This is a genomic window from Streptomyces kronopolitis (genome assembly GCF_050953795.1).
GTDB lineage: Bacteria > Actinomycetota > Actinomycetes > Streptomycetales > Streptomycetaceae > Streptomyces > Streptomyces kronopolitis_A.
In genome coordinates this window covers 7,735,982-7,752,210 of sequence record NZ_CP191850.1, presented here as the reverse complement: position 1 = coordinate 7,752,210, position 16,229 = coordinate 7,735,982, and the positions used below count along the sequence as shown (strand labels likewise).

Sequence of the window (16,229 nt, the reverse complement as noted above, 5' to 3'; positions counted from 1 at the left end):
GAAGGTGGGAGGCATGAGGCGATGGTCGGCTGCGGGGAGGTGGTCTCTAGGTGAATTTCGGTCGTTGTGCCAGTGGTCGTGCGCAGTGGGGATTGGGGCCGGGGTCGGGGTCGGGGTCGGGGTCGGGGTCTGGGTCTGGGTCTGGGTCTGGGTCTGGGTCTGGGTCGGGGTCGGGGTCTGGGTCTGGGTCTGGGTCTGGGTCTGGGTCTGGGTCTGCCTGACGGTTCGGACGTGGGTCGGCGGAGTCGAGTTCTCGGGCGGCTCGGAGCCTGATTTCGCGGCGGGTAGCGCATCGATTCGTGGCGGGTGGCGCATCGGATTCGTGATGCGGACGGAGTCGGCTCAGGCCTGCGACCAGCAAGATCACCACCCACCGCTGGAGTATTAGGGTGCTGCCATGACTTCGCAGGCGTACCTCTCCGAATTGTTCTCGCTGGACGGCCGGGTGGCGGTGGTGACCGGCGGTAGTTCCGGCATCGGCCGGGGCATCGCCGAAGCCCTCGCGCGCGCCGGGGCGAGCGTGGCGATCATCGCGCGCCGCGAGGCCGAACTCATCCGCACTGTCGATGAGTTGAAGAATCAGGGCTGCCGCGCTGCGTGGGTGAGCGCGGACCTCGGTTCCCGCGACGGTGTGCGCACCGCGGCCGAGGAGGCCGCCGCGGCATTCGGGGAGCCGGACATCCTGGTCAACTCCGCCGGGATCAATCTGCGGCCGCCGATGGGTGAATTGGACGACGAGGTCTGGGACGCCACGATGGCGGTGAACCTGGAAGCGCCGCACCTGCTGAGCCAGCGATTCGGTCCCGGCATGGCAGAGCGGGGCTTCGGCCGCATCATCCACATCACCTCGCAGCAGGCACATCGCGCGTTCGTCCAGAGCGGCGCCTACGGTGTGTCGAAGGGCGCGTTGGAGTCACTGGCCCGTTCGCAGGCCGAGGCCTGGTCGCCGTACGGGGTCACGTGCAACACGCTGGTGCCAGGCTTCGTGATGACGCCGCTCAACAAGCGGTTGTGGTCCGACCCCGAGACCGTCAAGGCGCTGGCGGCCCGCACGATGACCGGGCGCAATGGACTGGCCGAGGACTTCGCCGGCGCGGCGGTGTTCCTGGCGAGCCGCGCCTCCGCCTACGTCACCGGCCAGGCACTCTTCGTCGACGGCGGCCTCTCCGTGCACTGAGGTCGGCGTGCGGGCGGGGCGGTGCGACGACGGACGGCTGCCACCCGTCGCACCCGACGGCAGACCTCGGCAGGCGGACCCGCACGCGACGCTTGGCCGGTGGCTCCGATTCAGCGCGGGGTGAGGACGCAGAACTCGTTGCCCTCCGGGTCGGCGAGGACCGTCCATGGCACGTCGCCCTGGCCGAGGTCGACGACGGTGGCGCCAAGGGTGCGCAGTCGGGCCACTTCCGCTGCTTGATCGTCGCCGGGGTACGGGCGGAGGTCGAGGTGGGTGCGGTTCTTCACGGTCTTCGCGTCGGGGGTGCGGAGGAACTCCAGGTACGGGCCGACGCTCTGGGCGGAGCGCAGCACGGCGCGGTCGTCAGTGGACTCGTACAGGGTCCAGTCCATCGCCTCACCCCAGAACCGGGCCATGGTCCGCGGGTCCGTACAGTCGACCACCACGGCGGCCATCGGGCCGGTGTCTTGGTAGACCGGCCGCGGCTCCAGCACGCAGAACTCGTTGCCCTCCGGGTCGGCGAGGACCGTCCACGGGACCTCGCCCTGGCCCACGTCGGCGGGGGTCGCACCGAGATCCTTGAGACGTGCGACCAGCTCTGCCTGATGGGCCGCGGAGGTGGTGGCGAGGTCTACGTGCACCCGGTTCTTCACGGTCTTGGGTTCCGGGACGCGAAGGACGTCGATGCAGAGGGCGACGGGGTCGGGGTAGATGAAACCCACGGGTTCGAGGTTGGTCTCGCCGGGTCCCTCGCTGTCGAGGCCCCACCCGAGCGCCTCCGCCCAGAACCGGCCGAGCGCGGAGTCGTCCCGAGCGTTCATCGCGATTTGAACAAGCCGTGTCGCCATACTGCCGAGCCTATGCACACCGCCCCGCGGAGCCAAACACATTCTCTGTCGATGCAGAGGGAACGACTGGGCTCGGGAGTGGTGGAGATCAGGTCCCTAACTGGTGCTCGCAGCAGAGGAGTTGTGGTTGGCTTCGGGACGTCCGCGGGTTGGCCGGTGAGCTGCCGGTTCAGACACCGTCCTTGTGGCCGTTCGCAGCGAGGAGCTGCTCCATGCTCTTGTGGGCGGGGGCGGCTTCGGTGTTGCTCTCGTCGTGGAAGAGTCTGAGGTACTGGATGAGGGTGCTCACGCACGTGTCGCGTGTGTCGTACTCCGCGTTGTCGACGAGGTGGCAGTCTCGCGAGATCTCCCTCGTCCGGCCGTCCGGACCGGTGTACACGGGGTGCCAGATCAGTTTCACGTTCGGGTTCAGCCGCTGGACCAGTCGGAGCTGGGGGACTTCCAGCCTGATGAGGATGCTGTCGGGAGAGTAGGCCCGCACGAAGATGTGCACGGGGCCGGTGGCGAGGGACACGAAGGCCTTGGACAGGATGCTCCACATCGGCCCGGTCAGCTTCCAGTCCGGGTGCAGTTCCAGGACGTTGAGCACGCTGCCGATCCGGGTCTGCGCCAGCGGTGTGTGTCCCTTCTCGTACGCGTAGTCGTTGACTTCGATACCGCCGGCCCACAGGGCCATGGTGGGCGTCTTGATCTCCAGGTGCTTGGTGATGAGCTTGACGAACTCCTGGTACCACGTATTCGTCGCACGGATCTCGCGCTGCTCCTGGCGGTCACTCGTTCTCGCCGCTGCCTCAACGTTCAGCGCGTGCTGCGAGTCGACCCCACCGAGCAGGAGTTGCCAGGCGTCGTCGGCCTCGGCTTGGGGAATGCCCGCAGCCTTCGTCAGTTTCTGGTACGTCGCCCACTCGGGGTGCTCCGTGGGCCTCGTGGCGTAGTGCTCGTTCAGGGCTCCGGTCCGGCGCTGGACCCAATGGGTTGCCGCCGCGTTCCCCGCACGCTGCTGAAGCGTGGCCATGCCGGTGAGGGACGCTCTGCGCCCGGCGGCGGCCTGCGGGGTCGTCTGCGCCTCCGTGGCTCTCCGTTGCTCGCGCACGCTGTGGTCATCCTTCCGGTCGAGGTCACCGAGCCTACGACCTGTCCGATGCGCCTTCGGGCAATTACGTTCCCTCAAAGGGCCGTTGGGCCATTTCCTCGCTTCTCGGGAAGTGCGGCGTGCGCTTGGGCTGCGTACGAACAGCAAGTCGAAGGGGGTGTCCCTCATGCGTGAGATCGAGATCAAGCCTGTGCCCGGCGAGCGGGAAGAACGCCGCACCGGCGCTTTCCTTCACAAGTGACCGCCGGCGGTGGTCACCAGGAGCTGTCCCTGTGGCCCGCATGCCGTTAGCGTCAAGTCCATGATCCTTTGGCTCAACGGCACTCACGGCGCAGGCAAGACGACGACCGGTGCGCTCGTGCAGCAGCTGATCCCGGACTCACGGGTGTTCGACGCCGAGAAAGTCGGCGAGACACTCATGGACATCACGCCAGGACTGCCCGCGACGGACAACTTCCAGCACTGGCCGCCATGGCGGCCGCTCGTGGTCGAGACCGCCCGTCGCGTGCTCGACTACACCGGCGGCACCCTGGTGATGCCCATGACCGTCCTGGTCGAGCAGTACTGGCGCGAGATCAGCTCGGGCCTTGCCCAGCACGGCATTCCGGTCCGACACTTCGTCCTCCATGCCGACCAGGACACCCTCCGCGCGCGCATCGCGAACGACACCGTTCTCGGCCCCGACTCCCCGTTCCGTCTGCGACACCTTGAGCCCTACGCCGAGGCGGCCCGCACGTGGCTGCACGCCGAGGCCGAGGTCGTCGACACCACGCACCTCACCCCCGCCCGGGCCGCCCGGCAGATCGCGGAGGCCGTCAAGAGTTGAGACGCCCTTGCGCCACCGCACTTCGCAGGTGACCAAAGACTGCCCAGGTGACAGCTCTCGTGCCTCGGCTCACTCCGGTGTGCCGAAGCACGATGGTTGTCACCATCGGCATCCGCCGGCCTACGGCTTCGGTAGGACAAAGCATGGTGGTTGTCACCGATGCGGCGCGCTACCTGTCACCAGCGGCAAGCGCAGCAAGGGCGATGTCACCCACCGCGTTCGGCTTCTGGTGGGCAGCGTGCCAAGCGGCGGCCCTCGGCGATCACGGGCCATATTTCGCGCGCCGTACGCGAACCCGCCCCCTACGATCACCTGGTACGACTGATGGAGGGGCGGGAATGCTTGAGGACATCGAGGACGGGACAGCGGCAGCGACGCGGCTCGCGGGAGGTGCGCCGCTTCACAGCACGCTTGATGTCGCTGACCCCGCTGACTGGCTCGCGCTGGACGCAGGAGTGCGTGAGGTGGCCTGGCACCGCCCGCAGTTCCTGCCGGGGTGGGAGCGCTCCGCCCCACTGCGCGCCGACCTGACTCAGCTCGGCGAGTCTCGGCTCGCACTCGCCCTCTGCCACCGCAACGGGCGGATCCGTCAGGAGGCGGTGCGTCAGTCGGTCCGATACCCCGGTCTGCTGCCGTTGGTCGTGATCCGCTGCGCCGATTGGGTCGGCCCAGTGCGCGATCACGCCCGGCAGCTGCTGCGCGAGGCCCTGAACGTGGACTCTGCCCTCGACCTCGCGCCGCTCATCCTCCGCGTCGGCCGCCGCGACAGAGGTGCCTTCGGCGTCGATGTGCTCGGCCAGATCCTGCGCCAGGCATCCCACGGGCAGCTCACTGTTCTCTTCGCCGACCCCGACCGCATCGTCCGGCGGTTCGCGTACCGGCTGGCCATCGAGGGCCGACTGCTCCGGCCCGCTGAGCTGGCCCGCGCGGCCGCCGGCGACCAGGACACCGTGGTCCAGGACCTGTGTGCCACAGCGGCGCTCACGGCTCTGGGGGATGAGGATGCCTACGAGGGTGTGCTGCCTCCGCTGCTGTCCGCCCGCAACCCGCGCACCCGTTCGGCCGGCGTCACCGCGCTGAGACGGGCGGGACAGTCAGAGCATGCGGAGCCGTTTCTCAGTGACCGTTCCGCACTCGTGCGTGCCTGTGCCCGGTATGTCGTACGACAGCAGGGTGGTGACCCGGCGGCCTGGTACCGGGAGCGGTGCACGGCAGGGAACGACCCCGAGTTGCCGCCCGGTGCGGTCATCGGGCTGGCCGAGTGCGGGAGCCGCGCGGACGCCGGGCTGCTGCGGCCGCTGCTCATGCACCCGGCGGCCAGGGTGCGGGCGCGAGCGGTGGCAGGGTTGCGGGCGCTGGACTGCGCGGATGCGAAGCAGTTGCGGCCGCTCCTCGACGACCCTGCCGCCGGGGTCGTCCGCGAGACCGCCGCCGCCCTGCTGCCCTCGGTCAAGGAACTGCCCGCCGACTGGCTATTGGAGCGCACTGGCTCCGAGTGGCCGCGGCACATCCGCGTCGGCGCGTTCCGGCTGCTCGACGCGCGCGGCGGCATCGTGGCGCTACGGGCGGCGGTCGGGCTGTTCGAGGACCCGGATATGAAGCTGCGCACCTGGGCCGCGCAATCAGTGCAGCGCTGGCATGCGTCGCCGGACGTGCGGCACGGCGACGCGGAGGTGGGTGAACTGCTCGACCGGAGCCGACACCTCTTCAGCGACCACATGCTGCGCCGGCGCAAGTGGGAAGCCGGGCTGGACAGCTGAGACTGCACCGCGGTCCAGAACTCTGCTCAGCACTCGCCGCCCGGTGGCCCTGGTGACAGCACGCCTGCCTTGGTGACAGCTCTCGCGCCTCGGCTCACTCCGGCGAGAGGGACGATCAGCCATCGAGTGCTGACTAGTAGTCGAGCTCCACGTAGTCGATGTCGGTGAACTCGACCTGGAGGCCGTCGGCGCGGCGGCCGCGGTCCTTGAAGTAGATCTCCTGGAGGCCCTCGGCGGCGATGTTCTGGAGTTCCTGTTCGGCGGCGCCGGCGGCCCGGGCGTCGAAGAGCCGGGCCGCGTAGGCCGGGGGCAGGGCCTGGGTGATGAGGCGGATGCGGCCGTCGTCGGTGGAGCCCGGGGCGGCGGTGAAGCCGAAGCGGGCCCGGGTCTCGATGACGATGCCGTCGGTGGTCGCCGCCCGCTTCCTCGCCCGTTCGCGGACCCGCGGCTGCCACCGCTTGCGGACCTCGCGCTCCATGCGCGCGGCGAGGTCGGGGCGGGGCCGCTTGAGCTGGGTCTTGACGTAGCGCTCGACCGTACGCTGCGAGATGCCGAGCAGCGCGGCAACGGCTCTGGTGGAGCCCTTCTCCGCCTTGACCAGGAACCGCATCTGCGCCGGGCCCGACTTGGGGATGGGGCGGGTGGTGGTGTGTTCCGCTGCCTTGTCGAGGCTGTCCTGGATGATGCCCATCGTGCTGGTCTACTCCCCGTCGGCGGCGGCGTCGGTGCCCTTGATGTGCCGGGCGGGATTGAGCTGCTCGTCCTCGATCATCGACGCCAGCCACAGGAAGTCCTGGGTGCCCTCGTGCTTGACCATGCCGGGCGACACCCCGAGGCGGAAGCCGCCCGGCACCGGCTTGCCCTCCGGCGTGTACGGCAGAAAGTCGAGCGGCGACGGGCCGTGGGAGAGGTACACGGCGCAGTCGGAGAGCACCGCGACGGGGAACAGGCCGGCGGCGGCGAGCTTCGTCATCTTGCGATGCATGTTGGTACGTGCCTTGCCGATCAGCTCCGCCCGGATGTGCGGGCTCCACGTCGGACGTTCCAGGGCCGGCCAGCGCTCGCCGTGCTTGTGCCGCGCGCTCTGCGGACGTTCGCGGAGCTTGCCGATGCCGCCCTTGACGCTGGACTTGACGGCGGACAGGACCGCGGCCCGGCCCGGGTCGACGTCCTTGTGGTGAGCCATGGCGGCGAGGAAGTCCGCGTCGGCCATGCCGGCGGTGACGCCGAGGTCGGCCATGGTGGCCATATAGGCGTCGCGCAGCCTGGTGTACCAGGGGTCGAGGTAGGCGCCGCTGTCGTGGCGGACGTACGCCTCCGTCGGCCGGACCCGGGCGCCGAGTTCCACGGCGTAGGCGACGGTGGAGGTCGAGTACCAGGCCGGCCCGTCGGGGCGTACGCCCTTGGGGGTGAACGGGGACGGGAGACGGGGGTCGAGGTCGAGGTGGGAAAGGTCCACGAGCCACGAGCCGGGCAGCTTCGGGTCGAAGTCGGGGTGCTGCTCCTGCGTGGCGGGGCCGAGGCCGACGAGGAGGCGGTTGGCGGCCGCGGCGAACGCCATGTTGACGTCGAGGCCGACCGCGTGGGTATAGCCCGCGGTGCACTCCTCGTCGGTGAGCGGGCGGAACCAGTCGTAGGCCTCCTCGTCGACGACCTGGTCGGGGGTGCGCTCGTGGAAACGGGGGTAGCGGGCGGCGACGACGGGGTGTTCCATCGGGGCCTCGGGCGGCGCCGGATCCACCGCTTCCGTGAGCGAGCCCGGAACCGGGCCGGACACCCAGGATCCGGACTCGTTCCTGACGGCGCGGGTCGGCGGGCGCAGTGCGGTCATCAGCTCCAGGCCGCACACGGCGGTCGAACCGCGCGGCGTGATGACGCGCTGGGCGTAGGAGCCGAGGACCGCGGCGACGTCGGCCGGCGGCAGCGTTCCCGTGGCGCCCCAGGAACGCTCGTCGAGCGCGCCCCAGGGCAGGACGGCCAGCTGCACGCACCGGCGCCTGCCGCCCTCCGTGGGACGGTAGACCCGCGCCCAGGGGCCGAAGCCGCGCCGGGTCAACTGCCATTCCGCGCGCGTCAGTTGTTTGATCACCGGGTGGTCGTCGGGCAGGCGAAGTCCGCGGCGGTCCTCCAACTCCGGCGGGAGGCCGAGGAGTTCGGCGGCCGCGGCGGTCAGCACGATCAGCGGGTCGGCGTCCTTGCCGGAGCGGTGCAGCCGCGGCGCGCCGAGCTTCGCCTCGGTCAGCGTCCAGGCGACCAGCTCCGGGAGGGTCCTGGCCGGACAGTCGAGGACCAGGCCGCCGACGCAGTGCAGCGATCCGTCGTCGTCGAGCACTCCCAGCGGGCCGTGGGCGAAGCGGGGGTCGGACTCGGACGGAGCGTCGGCCGGCTTCCTCGGTGCGGTCGTCCCCGGCGCGGGGTTCTTCGGGAAGTTCCTCGGGAGGGAGTTCTTCGACCGGGCGGCATTCGGTGGGGAGGTTTTTGGGTGCGCCTCGGCCGGGGCCGCCGGGGCCGGCTCCTGCGCCGGGGCGGGGAGGACGGTCGCCGGTGCGGCGGGGGTGGCGGTCTGCGGCACGGTCGGGGCGGAGGCGTTCGGCGACGTCGGCGCGGGGCGGCCGGCCGTAGTGGGCTCGGCCGGGTAGCGGGTGGCGAGGCCCTCCAACAGCCGGGCGTACGCTCCGCGCTTGGGCGGCCGCGGCTCGGTCCTGCCGACCTCCCAGCTCGTCACGGTCTCCCGCCGTACGGACAAGGCACGCGCCACCTGATCCTGGCTCAGGCCGCCCGCCTCACGCAGCCGCCTCCGCTCCCCCGGGTCCGGCAGAGCATCCTGGTCCGCCACGTGGTCCAGCAGCGCGTCAACCGAGGCAAACAGCTTGTCCTGCTCGTTGGCCACAGGATCACCTCCGGCGCACACCCTAGCCGAAACACACCCGGCGTCGCGGTGAAGCGCACGCCCGGCGTCGGGCGGTTTGCGCGCCCGGTGGCCTCGGGTCGACAGGCCCTCGTTCTGCGCGCCCCGGGCGGACCCGTCCCCCGAGCCCGCCCGATCGGCGTGGGCGGATGTCGAGGATCCGCCCACGCCAAGGGGGTCCGAGCCGCGGTCAGAAGCCCTTTGGGGAATCGGATGCGACACGGAACACTGTCATAGACCTGTCATGCATAAGTGTAGAACTTGGTGTGGTCCAGCAGGTCGGCCGGTGTGATGTCGTTCCACGGCTTCATCGTGTCGTGGAGGTCGACGACGTCGGGGGTGTCCCCGTTCGGGACGTAGGGCGACGTGGGGTGCATCCGCCGCCAGTCCGCCCAGAGCTTGTCGATGAAGCAGTGGTGCAGCCAGAAGACCGGGTCGTTGGGTGAGGCGCCGGTGGTCATCTGACCGCCGACCCAGACGTGCACCCGGTTGTGCAGGTTCGGGCCGCGCCAGCCCTCGATGTTGTTACGGAAGCCGTCGGAGGAGCTGTTCCAGGGGGCGGCATCGTAGACGCTCATGGCGAGCACCCGGTCGACCTCGGCCCGGGTCGGCAGGTCGCGGACTCCGGTGCCGAGGGAGCGGCGCAGGAACGTCCGGCCGTCCACCCGTATGTTCATCGGCCACTTCCCGCTGCCGAAGGAGAACGGCCCCGAGGTCACCCGGCCGTCGCCGCTGCGCCCGTCGCCGCCGAGGAAGTCGTCGGCCCACAGGGAGCTGCGGGGTGAGCGGTCCACGGTCCAGTCCCAGTACGGGAGCATGACCGACGGCGTGACGCTCTGCAGGGCCTGCTCGAACTGGAGCAGGAATCGCCGGTGCCAGGGCAGGAACGACGGCGAACGGTGGCCGGTGCGCTCTCCTTCGTCGGTGTCACCGATGATGAAGGCGTTGTGGGTGCTGATGAACTCGTCGTAGCGGCCGCTGCGCTTGAGCTCCAGCACCGCGTCGACGAAGTTCCGCTTTTCGGTGGCGGTGAGGTCCGCCTGATTCTTCCGGACTGCCATGTCGAGGACTCCTCGGTGGGGGGACGGTCTGGTCGTGCGTCAACCGGTGATGACGGGCACCAGGTCGGCGCCCTGGAGTTCACGGACGGCGGCGCGGGCAAGGGCCTGGGGCGTGGAGAACGTCTGGTAGTGGTTCACCAGGCTGATCCAGGTGCCGTCCGCGTTCCGCATCACATGGAGGTCGTCGTTGTCGATGCGGACGACGAAGTCCATGCCGTCGTGCATGCCGCCGTGGTCGGCGGGATGCTCCGCGTGGGCTCCGCCGCTCATGTGACCTCCGTTCCGCGCGTTCGCCTTCCGCGCCTTCGCCTTGTGTGCGCTTCCCTTTCGCGCACCCTCTGCGTCCGCAGGCCAGCCCTCTATGTGGCGGCCCTGGTACATCTCGTCGAAGGGCTCCGGCATGTCAGGGTCGGAGTGCCCGTCATGCGCCGGGTGGCTGTCGCCCGCCGAGTGCCCGTGGCCCTCGGCGGGACGGGCGGCGGCGGTGCCGGCGAGGGCGATCGGTGCGGTGAGTGCGGCTCCGGTCAGGGCCGCGGCGCTGCCGTACAGCACCTGGCGTCGGGTGGGACGCGACATGGTCCACTCCTCTGTTCGTCTCGGCTCCCCCTCCGGGGCCGGTCCGCAGAGGGCTGGAGCCGGCGGGCCGAAAGTCGGCCCGCGCCGCCACATGCTGGCAGGGACGAACGGATCATCAAGTTGCACCGGCGAATCAAGCAATGATCGAGACAACACCTGGGTGGAGGTGCAGGATTCAACGGCGGTGATCGTACTCATGCCCCGGCGCACTTCTCCGCGGAACCGGATATTCCGCGATGCGGGCCGCCCTCGGCCGCAGATCCTTTTCCGGCGCGGCCGAAACCGTGAGACCCCGCACGGCCGGAACTCGGCGTGAATGCACGGGGCCACGGAGTCACCGGGTTTGAGGCCGGAGACCGGCGTGGACGCCTTCGCGGGGCCCGTCCGATGTCCGAGCACCGCGTCCGGACCGGGCCGCTTGGCAGCCGTTCGTTCTAGTGCTGCGGCGCGCCGAACCACCGGGCGGCGGCCCGCTCGAACGCGTCACGGTCCGGGGTGGGCTCGCTCGTCCAGGCGACGACGCCGTCGGGCCGCATCAGCGCGGCGCCCAGCCCGAGGTCGTTGCGCGCCGGGCCGGCCGCGTAGTGGATCCGGCTTTCCTACCCCTTGGCCGCGACCTGCAGCGCACGGTCGGCGCTGAAGTCCAGCACGACTCCCCGCCCCTGTTGCAGCAGCTCGCCGAGGCGGGTGCCGTCCTCGAAGCGGAAGTCCGGGGCGCTGCAGCCGATGAAGGGCTTTTCGCTGCCCAGGTCGTAGCGGTGGAACAGCCCCGACGTGTTGCGGTACACGTGCGTTGACCCGTCGGTGGTGCGCATCAGGTCGTGGACGAGTCGACGCAGCGCGGGGGCGTTGGGGCCCGGCTTCATGGTCGCGACCTGGGCGCGGGACCAGTCGAGCACGGCGGCGCCGATGGGGTGCCGCTCGCTGGTGTAGGTGTCGAGCAGGTCCTCGGGGGCCCAGCCGCGCACGGTGGCGGCCAGCTTCCAGCCGAGGTTGACGGCGTCACCGATGCCGAGGTTCAGGCCCTGGCCGCCCAGGGGCGAGTGGATGTGTGCCGCGTCGCCGGCGAGCAGCACCCTGCCCTCGCGATACGTCGTCGTCTGCCGGGCACGGTCGGTGAAGCTGGAGGCCAGATGGACCTCGGTCAGTGTCACGTCGGTGCCGGTGATGCGGCGCAGGACTGTCTGGAGGTGGTCGGGGGTCAGCGGCCGGGAGCGGTCGAAGGCGCCGCCGTCGAAGTCCATCATGCCCAGGTGCCCTTCGAAGGGCGTGCGCAGATACATGCCGTGCGGCGTCGGATTGAACCCGAGCGGCAGCTGCTCGGGGTCGGCGAAGGTGACCTTGGCGGCGTAGCCGGTGACCAGCGGCTCGGTGCCGACGAATGCGAAGCCGGCGAGCCGGCGTACGGCGCTGCGCCCGCCGTCGCAGCCCACCAGCCAGCGCCCCTGGTAGTCCTGGCCGCCCGCCGTGACCAGGACGGATTCGGCGTCCTGCGCCACGGCCGTGACGGGAGCGTTCCGGATGATCTCGACTCCGAGCGCGGTGGCCCGCTCGCACAGTACCGATCCGGCCGCTTCCAGGGTCGTCATGAACCCCTCCATCGCCGGGCTGGGCAGCCGGGGCGGGAGGGCGGTGGTGTCGATGGCGGCCGCGGCGAGCGTCAGGCCCGCGAAGTGGCTCAGCCCACGGGGGTCGGGCGCCACGACCGCTTCCGGATCCGCGCCCACCTCCTGCGGGTCGACTCCCGAAGCCTGCGTCATCGCTTCCAGGAGGCCGCGGCGGTAGAGCGTCTCGGCCGACCCGGCGTTCAGACCCCGCAGCCCGAGCGGTAACGCCTTCAGGGGCGAGGTGGGTTCCGGGTCCCGCTCCAGGACCAGAACCGAGCAGCCGGACAGGGCCAGTTCGCCGGCCAGGAACAGACCGACCGGGCCACTGCCCGCGATCACCACGTCATGCATGAGAGGGGTCCTTTCGAGGAACGAGCGAGGGGCCACTCACCCGGACCGGCCGGGTCGGCGCAGCGGGGTGAGGCCGTCGAGGATGACGGCGATGCCGGTGAGGAACTGTTCGCGGTCGTCGTGCTCTCTCATCTGGCCGACAACGGCGTGCAGGAACGGATAAGCGTCCGGGTCGAGCTCCTGCCATCCCGTCAACGCCGCCGCAAGGAACTCGTCGCGCTCCCCGCCGGGGTCGACCTCTGAGGTGTCTCCCTCGATGCGGGCGTTCTGGCTGACGGCGCCGAGGATGTAGTGCAGGAGCGTCGAGGCCGCGGCGAACCAGGAGACTCGCGGCACGCCCAGGGCGCCCATCTGCCCGCCGATCCGCTCAAGGATCCCCACCGTCACCGGGCCGACCGGATTCCGGATGATCTGGAGGGTCAGCCGCGTGGCGAGCCACCGGTGTGCGGCAATCGCGTCGAACAGCGCCAGCGCGACGGCACGGATCTCCTCCGCGGGCGTGGCCGCGGCCCCGGCGGGCCGGGTCGCCAGTGCCGCACCGATCACGGTTTCCGTCGCCGTGTCGAGCAGCTCGTCACGGGTGCCCACGTGGTGGTAGATCGCCCCGGAACCGGTGGAGAGCCGTTCGGTCAGCGCCCGGATGGTCAGCGCGCTCTCGCCGCCCGCGTCGAGCATCGCGACCGCGGTGTCGATGATCTGCTCCCGGGAGAGCACCTGGTTGCGCCGCTGTGGTCGGCGTGCTCGCGTCGTCATGCCTCGATGGTGGCACATTTGGTACGGCGTTCCAAAGTGCTGCGCCGTACCAAAATGTCCCCGGCCCCCGGCCCCGGCGCCCGATCGCGTGCACCGCCTGCGCGTGCGAACCGGCAACGTGGGCAGGACAGTTGGTGCCTGCGCCGAGCACGGACGACGGGGCCGGCTCCTCCTCGTCGGTGGTGGTGGATCACGACCGGGACATACGTCGCCGATGAACTGGCCGGTGATGAGCGGGAGTTTGTGCGGACGTTGCCTCTGGCGCGCGAAAAGGGGGCTCCGCAGCCCGGCACTCGGCCCTCCGGAGGTGACCTGACCGGCAAGAATTACCTGGCCGAACCTACGGAGCCCACCTCGTGCACCGCGTGACGCCGCCGTGGTGGCCGCAGGCGCGGAACTGGCGGTGGCCGGCGCCGCTTTGTGCGTACGCGGCCGCCACGGTGTGCTGGTCGGAACCGGAGTGGACGGTGGCGGAGCACTGGTGTCGGCGGCCGCCCAGGCCGGGGTCCGACCAGTCGAGGCGGACGGTGTCGCCGCGGCGCGCACCGGTGATCCGTGCCCAGAGGTAGAGATGGCCGCCTCGCCGGCCGTCGCGCAGTGCCACGGTGGCGTTGCCGGTGCGGGTGACGGTGAGGGTCTCGGGGTGGGAGAGGGCGTTCGGGTTGACAGCGGTCCCGCAGGTGAGGCCGGCCGTCGCGGGTACGGAGGCACCGGCCGGCACGCGGGGCGCCGGTGTCGCTGCCGCGAAGGGGGCGGGGCTCAGCAGCAGCAGAGTGCCGACCGCGGCTCCTGCCGTGATGCGCCCGCATGTTGTCGTCCTGCGCATGAGTGAGGTCACCGCGTCCTCCCGTAACCACTGGACCAGATGGGCCAACTGGACGGTGTAGGAGGCTAGTTGATGCGATGCCGGTTGCTCTACGGCGTGTGGGCGGGCTTCCGGGGCGTTCGGGGGCGCGGGAAGAGTGAGGGGGTGGGCGGGACGGCGCTCGGGCTGTGGCTCGCGTCGGTCGGCTACGGCCCGGCTATGGGTCGGCCGCCGCCTCGATCAGGGCGCCGCCCCGAAGAAGGCCTGGAGCCGGCGGTTGACCTGGTCCGCGTTCGCCATCGGGAGGCCGTGGTGCGAGGCGTCGTCGATGACCGCGCACTCGACGTCGGGCAACAGCCGCTCGGCCCCGGCCCGCACGCGTGCGATGTCGTGCACCTTGCTCCGCCCGGCCAGGAGCACGAGCGTGGGCACGGTGAGGTCGCGCAGCCGGGCGGCGGGGGGGACGGCGGGGCCATGACGACCTTCGCGCGGGGCGTTCGGGCCGCGCCCCGGGCGTACAGCTCCAGCCAGGTCGCGTCGAGCGGCCGGCCGCCCGCCTCCCATGCCAGGTGGGCGCGGGCGCGTGCGGCGGTGGGGCGGAGGAGAAGGACGCGGGCGCGGCGTGCGGGGAGGCGGTGGCGGGGTCAGGTGAGGAGTGCGTGTCATCGGCCATGAGCGTCCTCGGCGTGGTCCGGCATCCCTGGCGCCACCCTGGCCCCGGTGGTCGAGATCGCCGATCCGGTGGTCGAGATCGCTGATCCGGCGGTCGCCCGTCGCCCCCGCCCGCCGCCTCCGGACAACCAGCAATTCTCCTAGTTCCCCGCAAACAGCCTTGTCCGGCGGCAAAACGTGCGGCGAAGCTGTCGATCGGCCGATGGTTCGCCTGGTGGGAGTGGACGCCGCTGACGTGGGCGCCGCTGCCGCGAGGTGCGGAGGGCGGTGTGGCCCGGGCTGCGCCGGCCCGTCCGGTGGTGCCGCGGCCGACACAAGCTCCTTTCCCGGCCTCCGCTGTGCGGGCAGGGCGCCGGTTCGAGCCACGACTGCGCACCGGGAATGCGGCGTGCACGTCACTCGGACGTTCTTTTGTGGTTGCCGGCACGAAAGGGGGACGACGTGGTCGCTCAGCAGACACTGTCCGACGACAGCAGGCTCGGGCAGGTGGAGCACCGGCCCTACCGGCGGCGGCTGCCGCAGACCCTGCCGCTGACCCTCGACGGCATGTTCAGCAGCATCGCCCGCAGGTTCCCGATGGCCAGAGCCGTCCAGGAGGGGCAGCACCATCTGTCCTACGGCGAGGCCGAAGCACGGGCCGGGCAGCTGGCTTCGGAGCTGGTGCGCGGCGGGGTGCAGCTGGGCGACCCGGTGATCGTGCACTGCGGCGACCACCGGCAGGCGGTCGTGGCCCAGCTCGCGGTGCTGAAGGCCGGCGGGGTGTGCGTGCCCGTCCCCGCGTCCTCCCGTGGTGCGCAGCTGGACCGGATCACCGAGGTCAGCGGGGCCCGGACGGTGCTGTGCAGCACCACCACGCGGCCGGTGTGGAGCTACCGCTGCAAGTCGTGGGTGCTGGACGACCCGGCCACCTGGACGAAGATCGCCGCCCAGCCACCGGACCCGGCGCTGCCGCGCTCCGGGCACACCGAGGCCGCCTATCTGCTGGTCTCCGACAGGGACTGCCAGGGGGTCGGCGGCTATCTGACCGACCACCGCGCCTGGCAGCTGGCGCTGTCCGCCCGGATCCGGCGGGCCGGCAGCGCGCACGACGGGGTGATCGTGCACCATTCGCCGGTCCGCCCGACGACGCTGCCCGCGATGTGGTGGGCGTTCGCCTGCGGGGGCACGCTGCATGTGCCGTCCCGCTACGGCGGTTTCACCTGTTCGCCGGCGCCCCGGCGCCGGGCCGCCGCGGTGTTCGGCCCGGAGGAGTACGGACGGCTGCTGCAGCCGCTCTCCCTGGCCTCCCACCCGGTGTCCCCGCGGCTGACGGTGCTGATCGGCGGCGCTTGTCCGCGCACGGTGATCGACCGGCATTTCGAGGTGCTGCCGCGGGCGCCGCTGTGGGTGGAGTTCGCCGCGGCGGACGGCACGCTGCCGTGGACGGTCCGGGAGTTCAGCCCCGACAACCCGTGGCCGGAGCATCCGGGGGCCAGCCGCCCGGTGCCGGGTGTCCATGTGCAGGTGGTGGACCCGGCCGGCTGCCCCGTGCCGAACGGGCAGACCGGTGAAGTCCACGCCACGGGGCCCGCGTTGCCCTACGGCAGCATCCGCAGCGCCGACGGGGCCTGCCTGGCGGAGGACACCGCCCCGGTGCTGGCCTCGGGCCGGCTGGGCCGCTGGAGACGGGACGGCACGCTGGAGTTCCGCGGTCCGGCCTCGGTGCCGTCACCCGCCGCACGGCCCCGGAATCCGTAGCCGCGCCCGGGGACCCGCGGGCAAGCGCCGATGTGGAGAGGTGGATTCGCTGCCG

Annotated in this window: 13 protein-coding genes and 1 pseudogene; 4 read left to right on the top strand and 10 right to left on the bottom strand. The window is 71.2% G+C overall.

Features of this window, described 5'->3' with window-relative positions:
- The first annotated feature begins 397 nt into the window (after window positions 1-397).
- On the top strand, window positions 398-1,177 hold the full coding sequence (locus tag ACQP17_RS33755) for an SDR family NAD(P)-dependent oxidoreductase (protein WP_433859723.1): 780 nt from the start codon (window positions 398-400) through the stop codon (window positions 1,175-1,177).
- 110 nt (window positions 1,178-1,287) lie between these two features.
- Here the strand turns inward: ACQP17_RS33755 and ACQP17_RS33750 are convergent, their stop codons facing one another.
- Both ACQP17_RS33750 and ACQP17_RS33745 read right to left on the bottom strand, forming a co-directional pair.
- Window positions 1,288-2,025 (bottom strand): VOC family protein, encoded by a 738-nt coding sequence (locus tag ACQP17_RS33750; RefSeq protein WP_433859722.1) that lies wholly within the window; start codon window positions 2,023-2,025, stop codon window positions 1,288-1,290.
- A gap of 169 nt (window positions 2,026-2,194) precedes the next feature.
- Window positions 2,195-3,118, bottom strand: coding sequence for a hypothetical protein (locus ACQP17_RS33745; RefSeq protein WP_433859721.1), 924 nt, complete (start codon window positions 3,116-3,118; stop codon window positions 2,195-2,197).
- 301 nt (window positions 3,119-3,419) lie between these two features.
- On the opposite strand from ACQP17_RS33745, the gene ACQP17_RS33740 reads away from it, so the two are divergent.
- Together ACQP17_RS33740 and ACQP17_RS33735 are read left to right on the top strand one after the other, a co-directional pair.
- Window positions 3,420-3,944 carry an AAA family ATPase gene (locus ACQP17_RS33740; protein ID WP_433859720.1) on the top strand — a complete coding sequence of 175 codons (525 nt, stop codon included), beginning with the start codon at window positions 3,420-3,422 and terminating at the stop codon, window positions 3,942-3,944.
- 338 nt (window positions 3,945-4,282) lie between these two features.
- Window positions 4,283-5,704 (top strand): hypothetical protein, encoded by a 1,422-nt coding sequence (locus ACQP17_RS33735; RefSeq protein WP_433859719.1) that lies wholly within the window; start codon window positions 4,283-4,285, stop codon window positions 5,702-5,704.
- A gap of 133 nt (window positions 5,705-5,837) precedes the next feature.
- Here the strand turns inward: ACQP17_RS33735 and tpg are convergent, their stop codons facing one another.
- The 8 genes and pseudogenes from tpg to ACQP17_RS33695 all read right to left on the bottom strand — a co-directional run bounded on the left by tpg (window position 5,838) and on the right by ACQP17_RS33695 (window position 14,197).
- Window positions 5,838-6,395, bottom strand: coding sequence for a telomere-protecting terminal protein Tpg (gene tpg / locus ACQP17_RS33730; RefSeq protein WP_433859718.1), 558 nt, complete (start codon window positions 6,393-6,395; stop codon window positions 5,838-5,840).
- Between the two features lie 9 nt (window positions 6,396-6,404).
- A complete protein-coding gene (tap, locus tag ACQP17_RS33725) occupies window positions 6,405-8,594 on the bottom strand; it encodes a telomere-associated protein Tap (protein ID WP_433859717.1) in 2,190 nt (729 codons plus the stop codon).
- A gap of 260 nt (window positions 8,595-8,854) precedes the next feature.
- Window positions 8,855-9,673 (bottom strand): tyrosinase MelC2, encoded by an 819-nt coding sequence (melC2, locus tag ACQP17_RS33720; RefSeq protein ID WP_433859716.1) that lies wholly within the window; start codon window positions 9,671-9,673, stop codon window positions 8,855-8,857.
- A gap of 39 nt (window positions 9,674-9,712) precedes the next feature.
- The gene (locus ACQP17_RS33715) at window positions 9,713-10,249 is read right to left on the bottom strand and encodes a tyrosinase family oxidase copper chaperone (protein ID WP_433859715.1); all 537 of its coding nucleotides are present in this window, start codon (window positions 10,247-10,249) and stop codon (window positions 9,713-9,715) included.
- A gap of 434 nt (window positions 10,250-10,683) precedes the next feature.
- A pseudogene (locus tag ACQP17_RS33710) lies at window positions 10,684-12,207 on the bottom strand (FAD-dependent monooxygenase).
- A 36-nt stretch (window positions 12,208-12,243) separates the two neighbouring features.
- A complete protein-coding gene (locus tag ACQP17_RS33705; RefSeq protein WP_433859714.1) occupies window positions 12,244-12,960 on the bottom strand; it encodes a TetR/AcrR family transcriptional regulator in 717 nt (238 codons plus the stop codon).
- A 340-nt stretch (window positions 12,961-13,300) separates the two neighbouring features.
- Window positions 13,301-13,798 (bottom strand): hypothetical protein, encoded by a 498-nt coding sequence (locus ACQP17_RS33700; protein ID WP_433859713.1) that lies wholly within the window; start codon window positions 13,796-13,798, stop codon window positions 13,301-13,303.
- Window positions 13,799-14,005: 207 nt separating this feature from the next.
- A complete protein-coding gene (locus ACQP17_RS33695; protein WP_433859712.1) occupies window positions 14,006-14,197 on the bottom strand; it encodes a hypothetical protein in 192 nt (63 codons plus the stop codon).
- A 681-nt stretch (window positions 14,198-14,878) separates the two neighbouring features.
- Here ACQP17_RS33695 and ACQP17_RS33690 point away from each other — a divergent pair.
- Complete coding sequence (locus ACQP17_RS33690) at window positions 14,879-16,174, top strand: AMP-binding protein (protein ID WP_433859711.1); 1,296 nt, start codon at window positions 14,879-14,881, stop codon at window positions 16,172-16,174.
- Window positions 16,175-16,229 lie beyond the last annotated feature (55 nt).

Excerpts from the sequence above, each read along its gene's own strand:
- ACQP17_RS33750 (WP_433859722.1), bottom strand. The coding sequence starts at position 2,025 with ATGGCGACACGGCTTGTTCAAATCGCGATGAACGCTCGGGACGACTCC.
- ACQP17_RS33705 (WP_433859714.1), bottom strand. The coding sequence starts at position 12,960 with ATGACGACGCGAGCACGCCGACCACAGCGGCGCAACCAGGTGCTCTCC.
- melC2 (WP_433859716.1), bottom strand. The coding sequence starts at position 9,673 with ATGGCAGTCCGGAAGAATCAGGCGGACCTCACCGCCACCGAAAAGCGG.
- ACQP17_RS33735 (WP_433859719.1), top strand. The coding sequence starts at position 4,283 with ATGCTTGAGGACATCGAGGACGGGACAGCGGCAGCGACGCGGCTCGCG.
- tpg (WP_433859718.1), bottom strand. The coding sequence starts at position 6,395 with ATGGGCATCATCCAGGACAGCCTCGACAAGGCAGCGGAACACACCACC.
- ACQP17_RS33740 (WP_433859720.1), top strand. The coding sequence starts at position 3,420 with ATGATCCTTTGGCTCAACGGCACTCACGGCGCAGGCAAGACGACGACC.
- ACQP17_RS33755 (WP_433859723.1), top strand. The coding sequence starts at position 398 with ATGACTTCGCAGGCGTACCTCTCCGAATTGTTCTCGCTGGACGGCCGG.
- ACQP17_RS33715 (WP_433859715.1), bottom strand. The coding sequence starts at position 10,249 with ATGTCGCGTCCCACCCGACGCCAGGTGCTGTACGGCAGCGCCGCGGCC.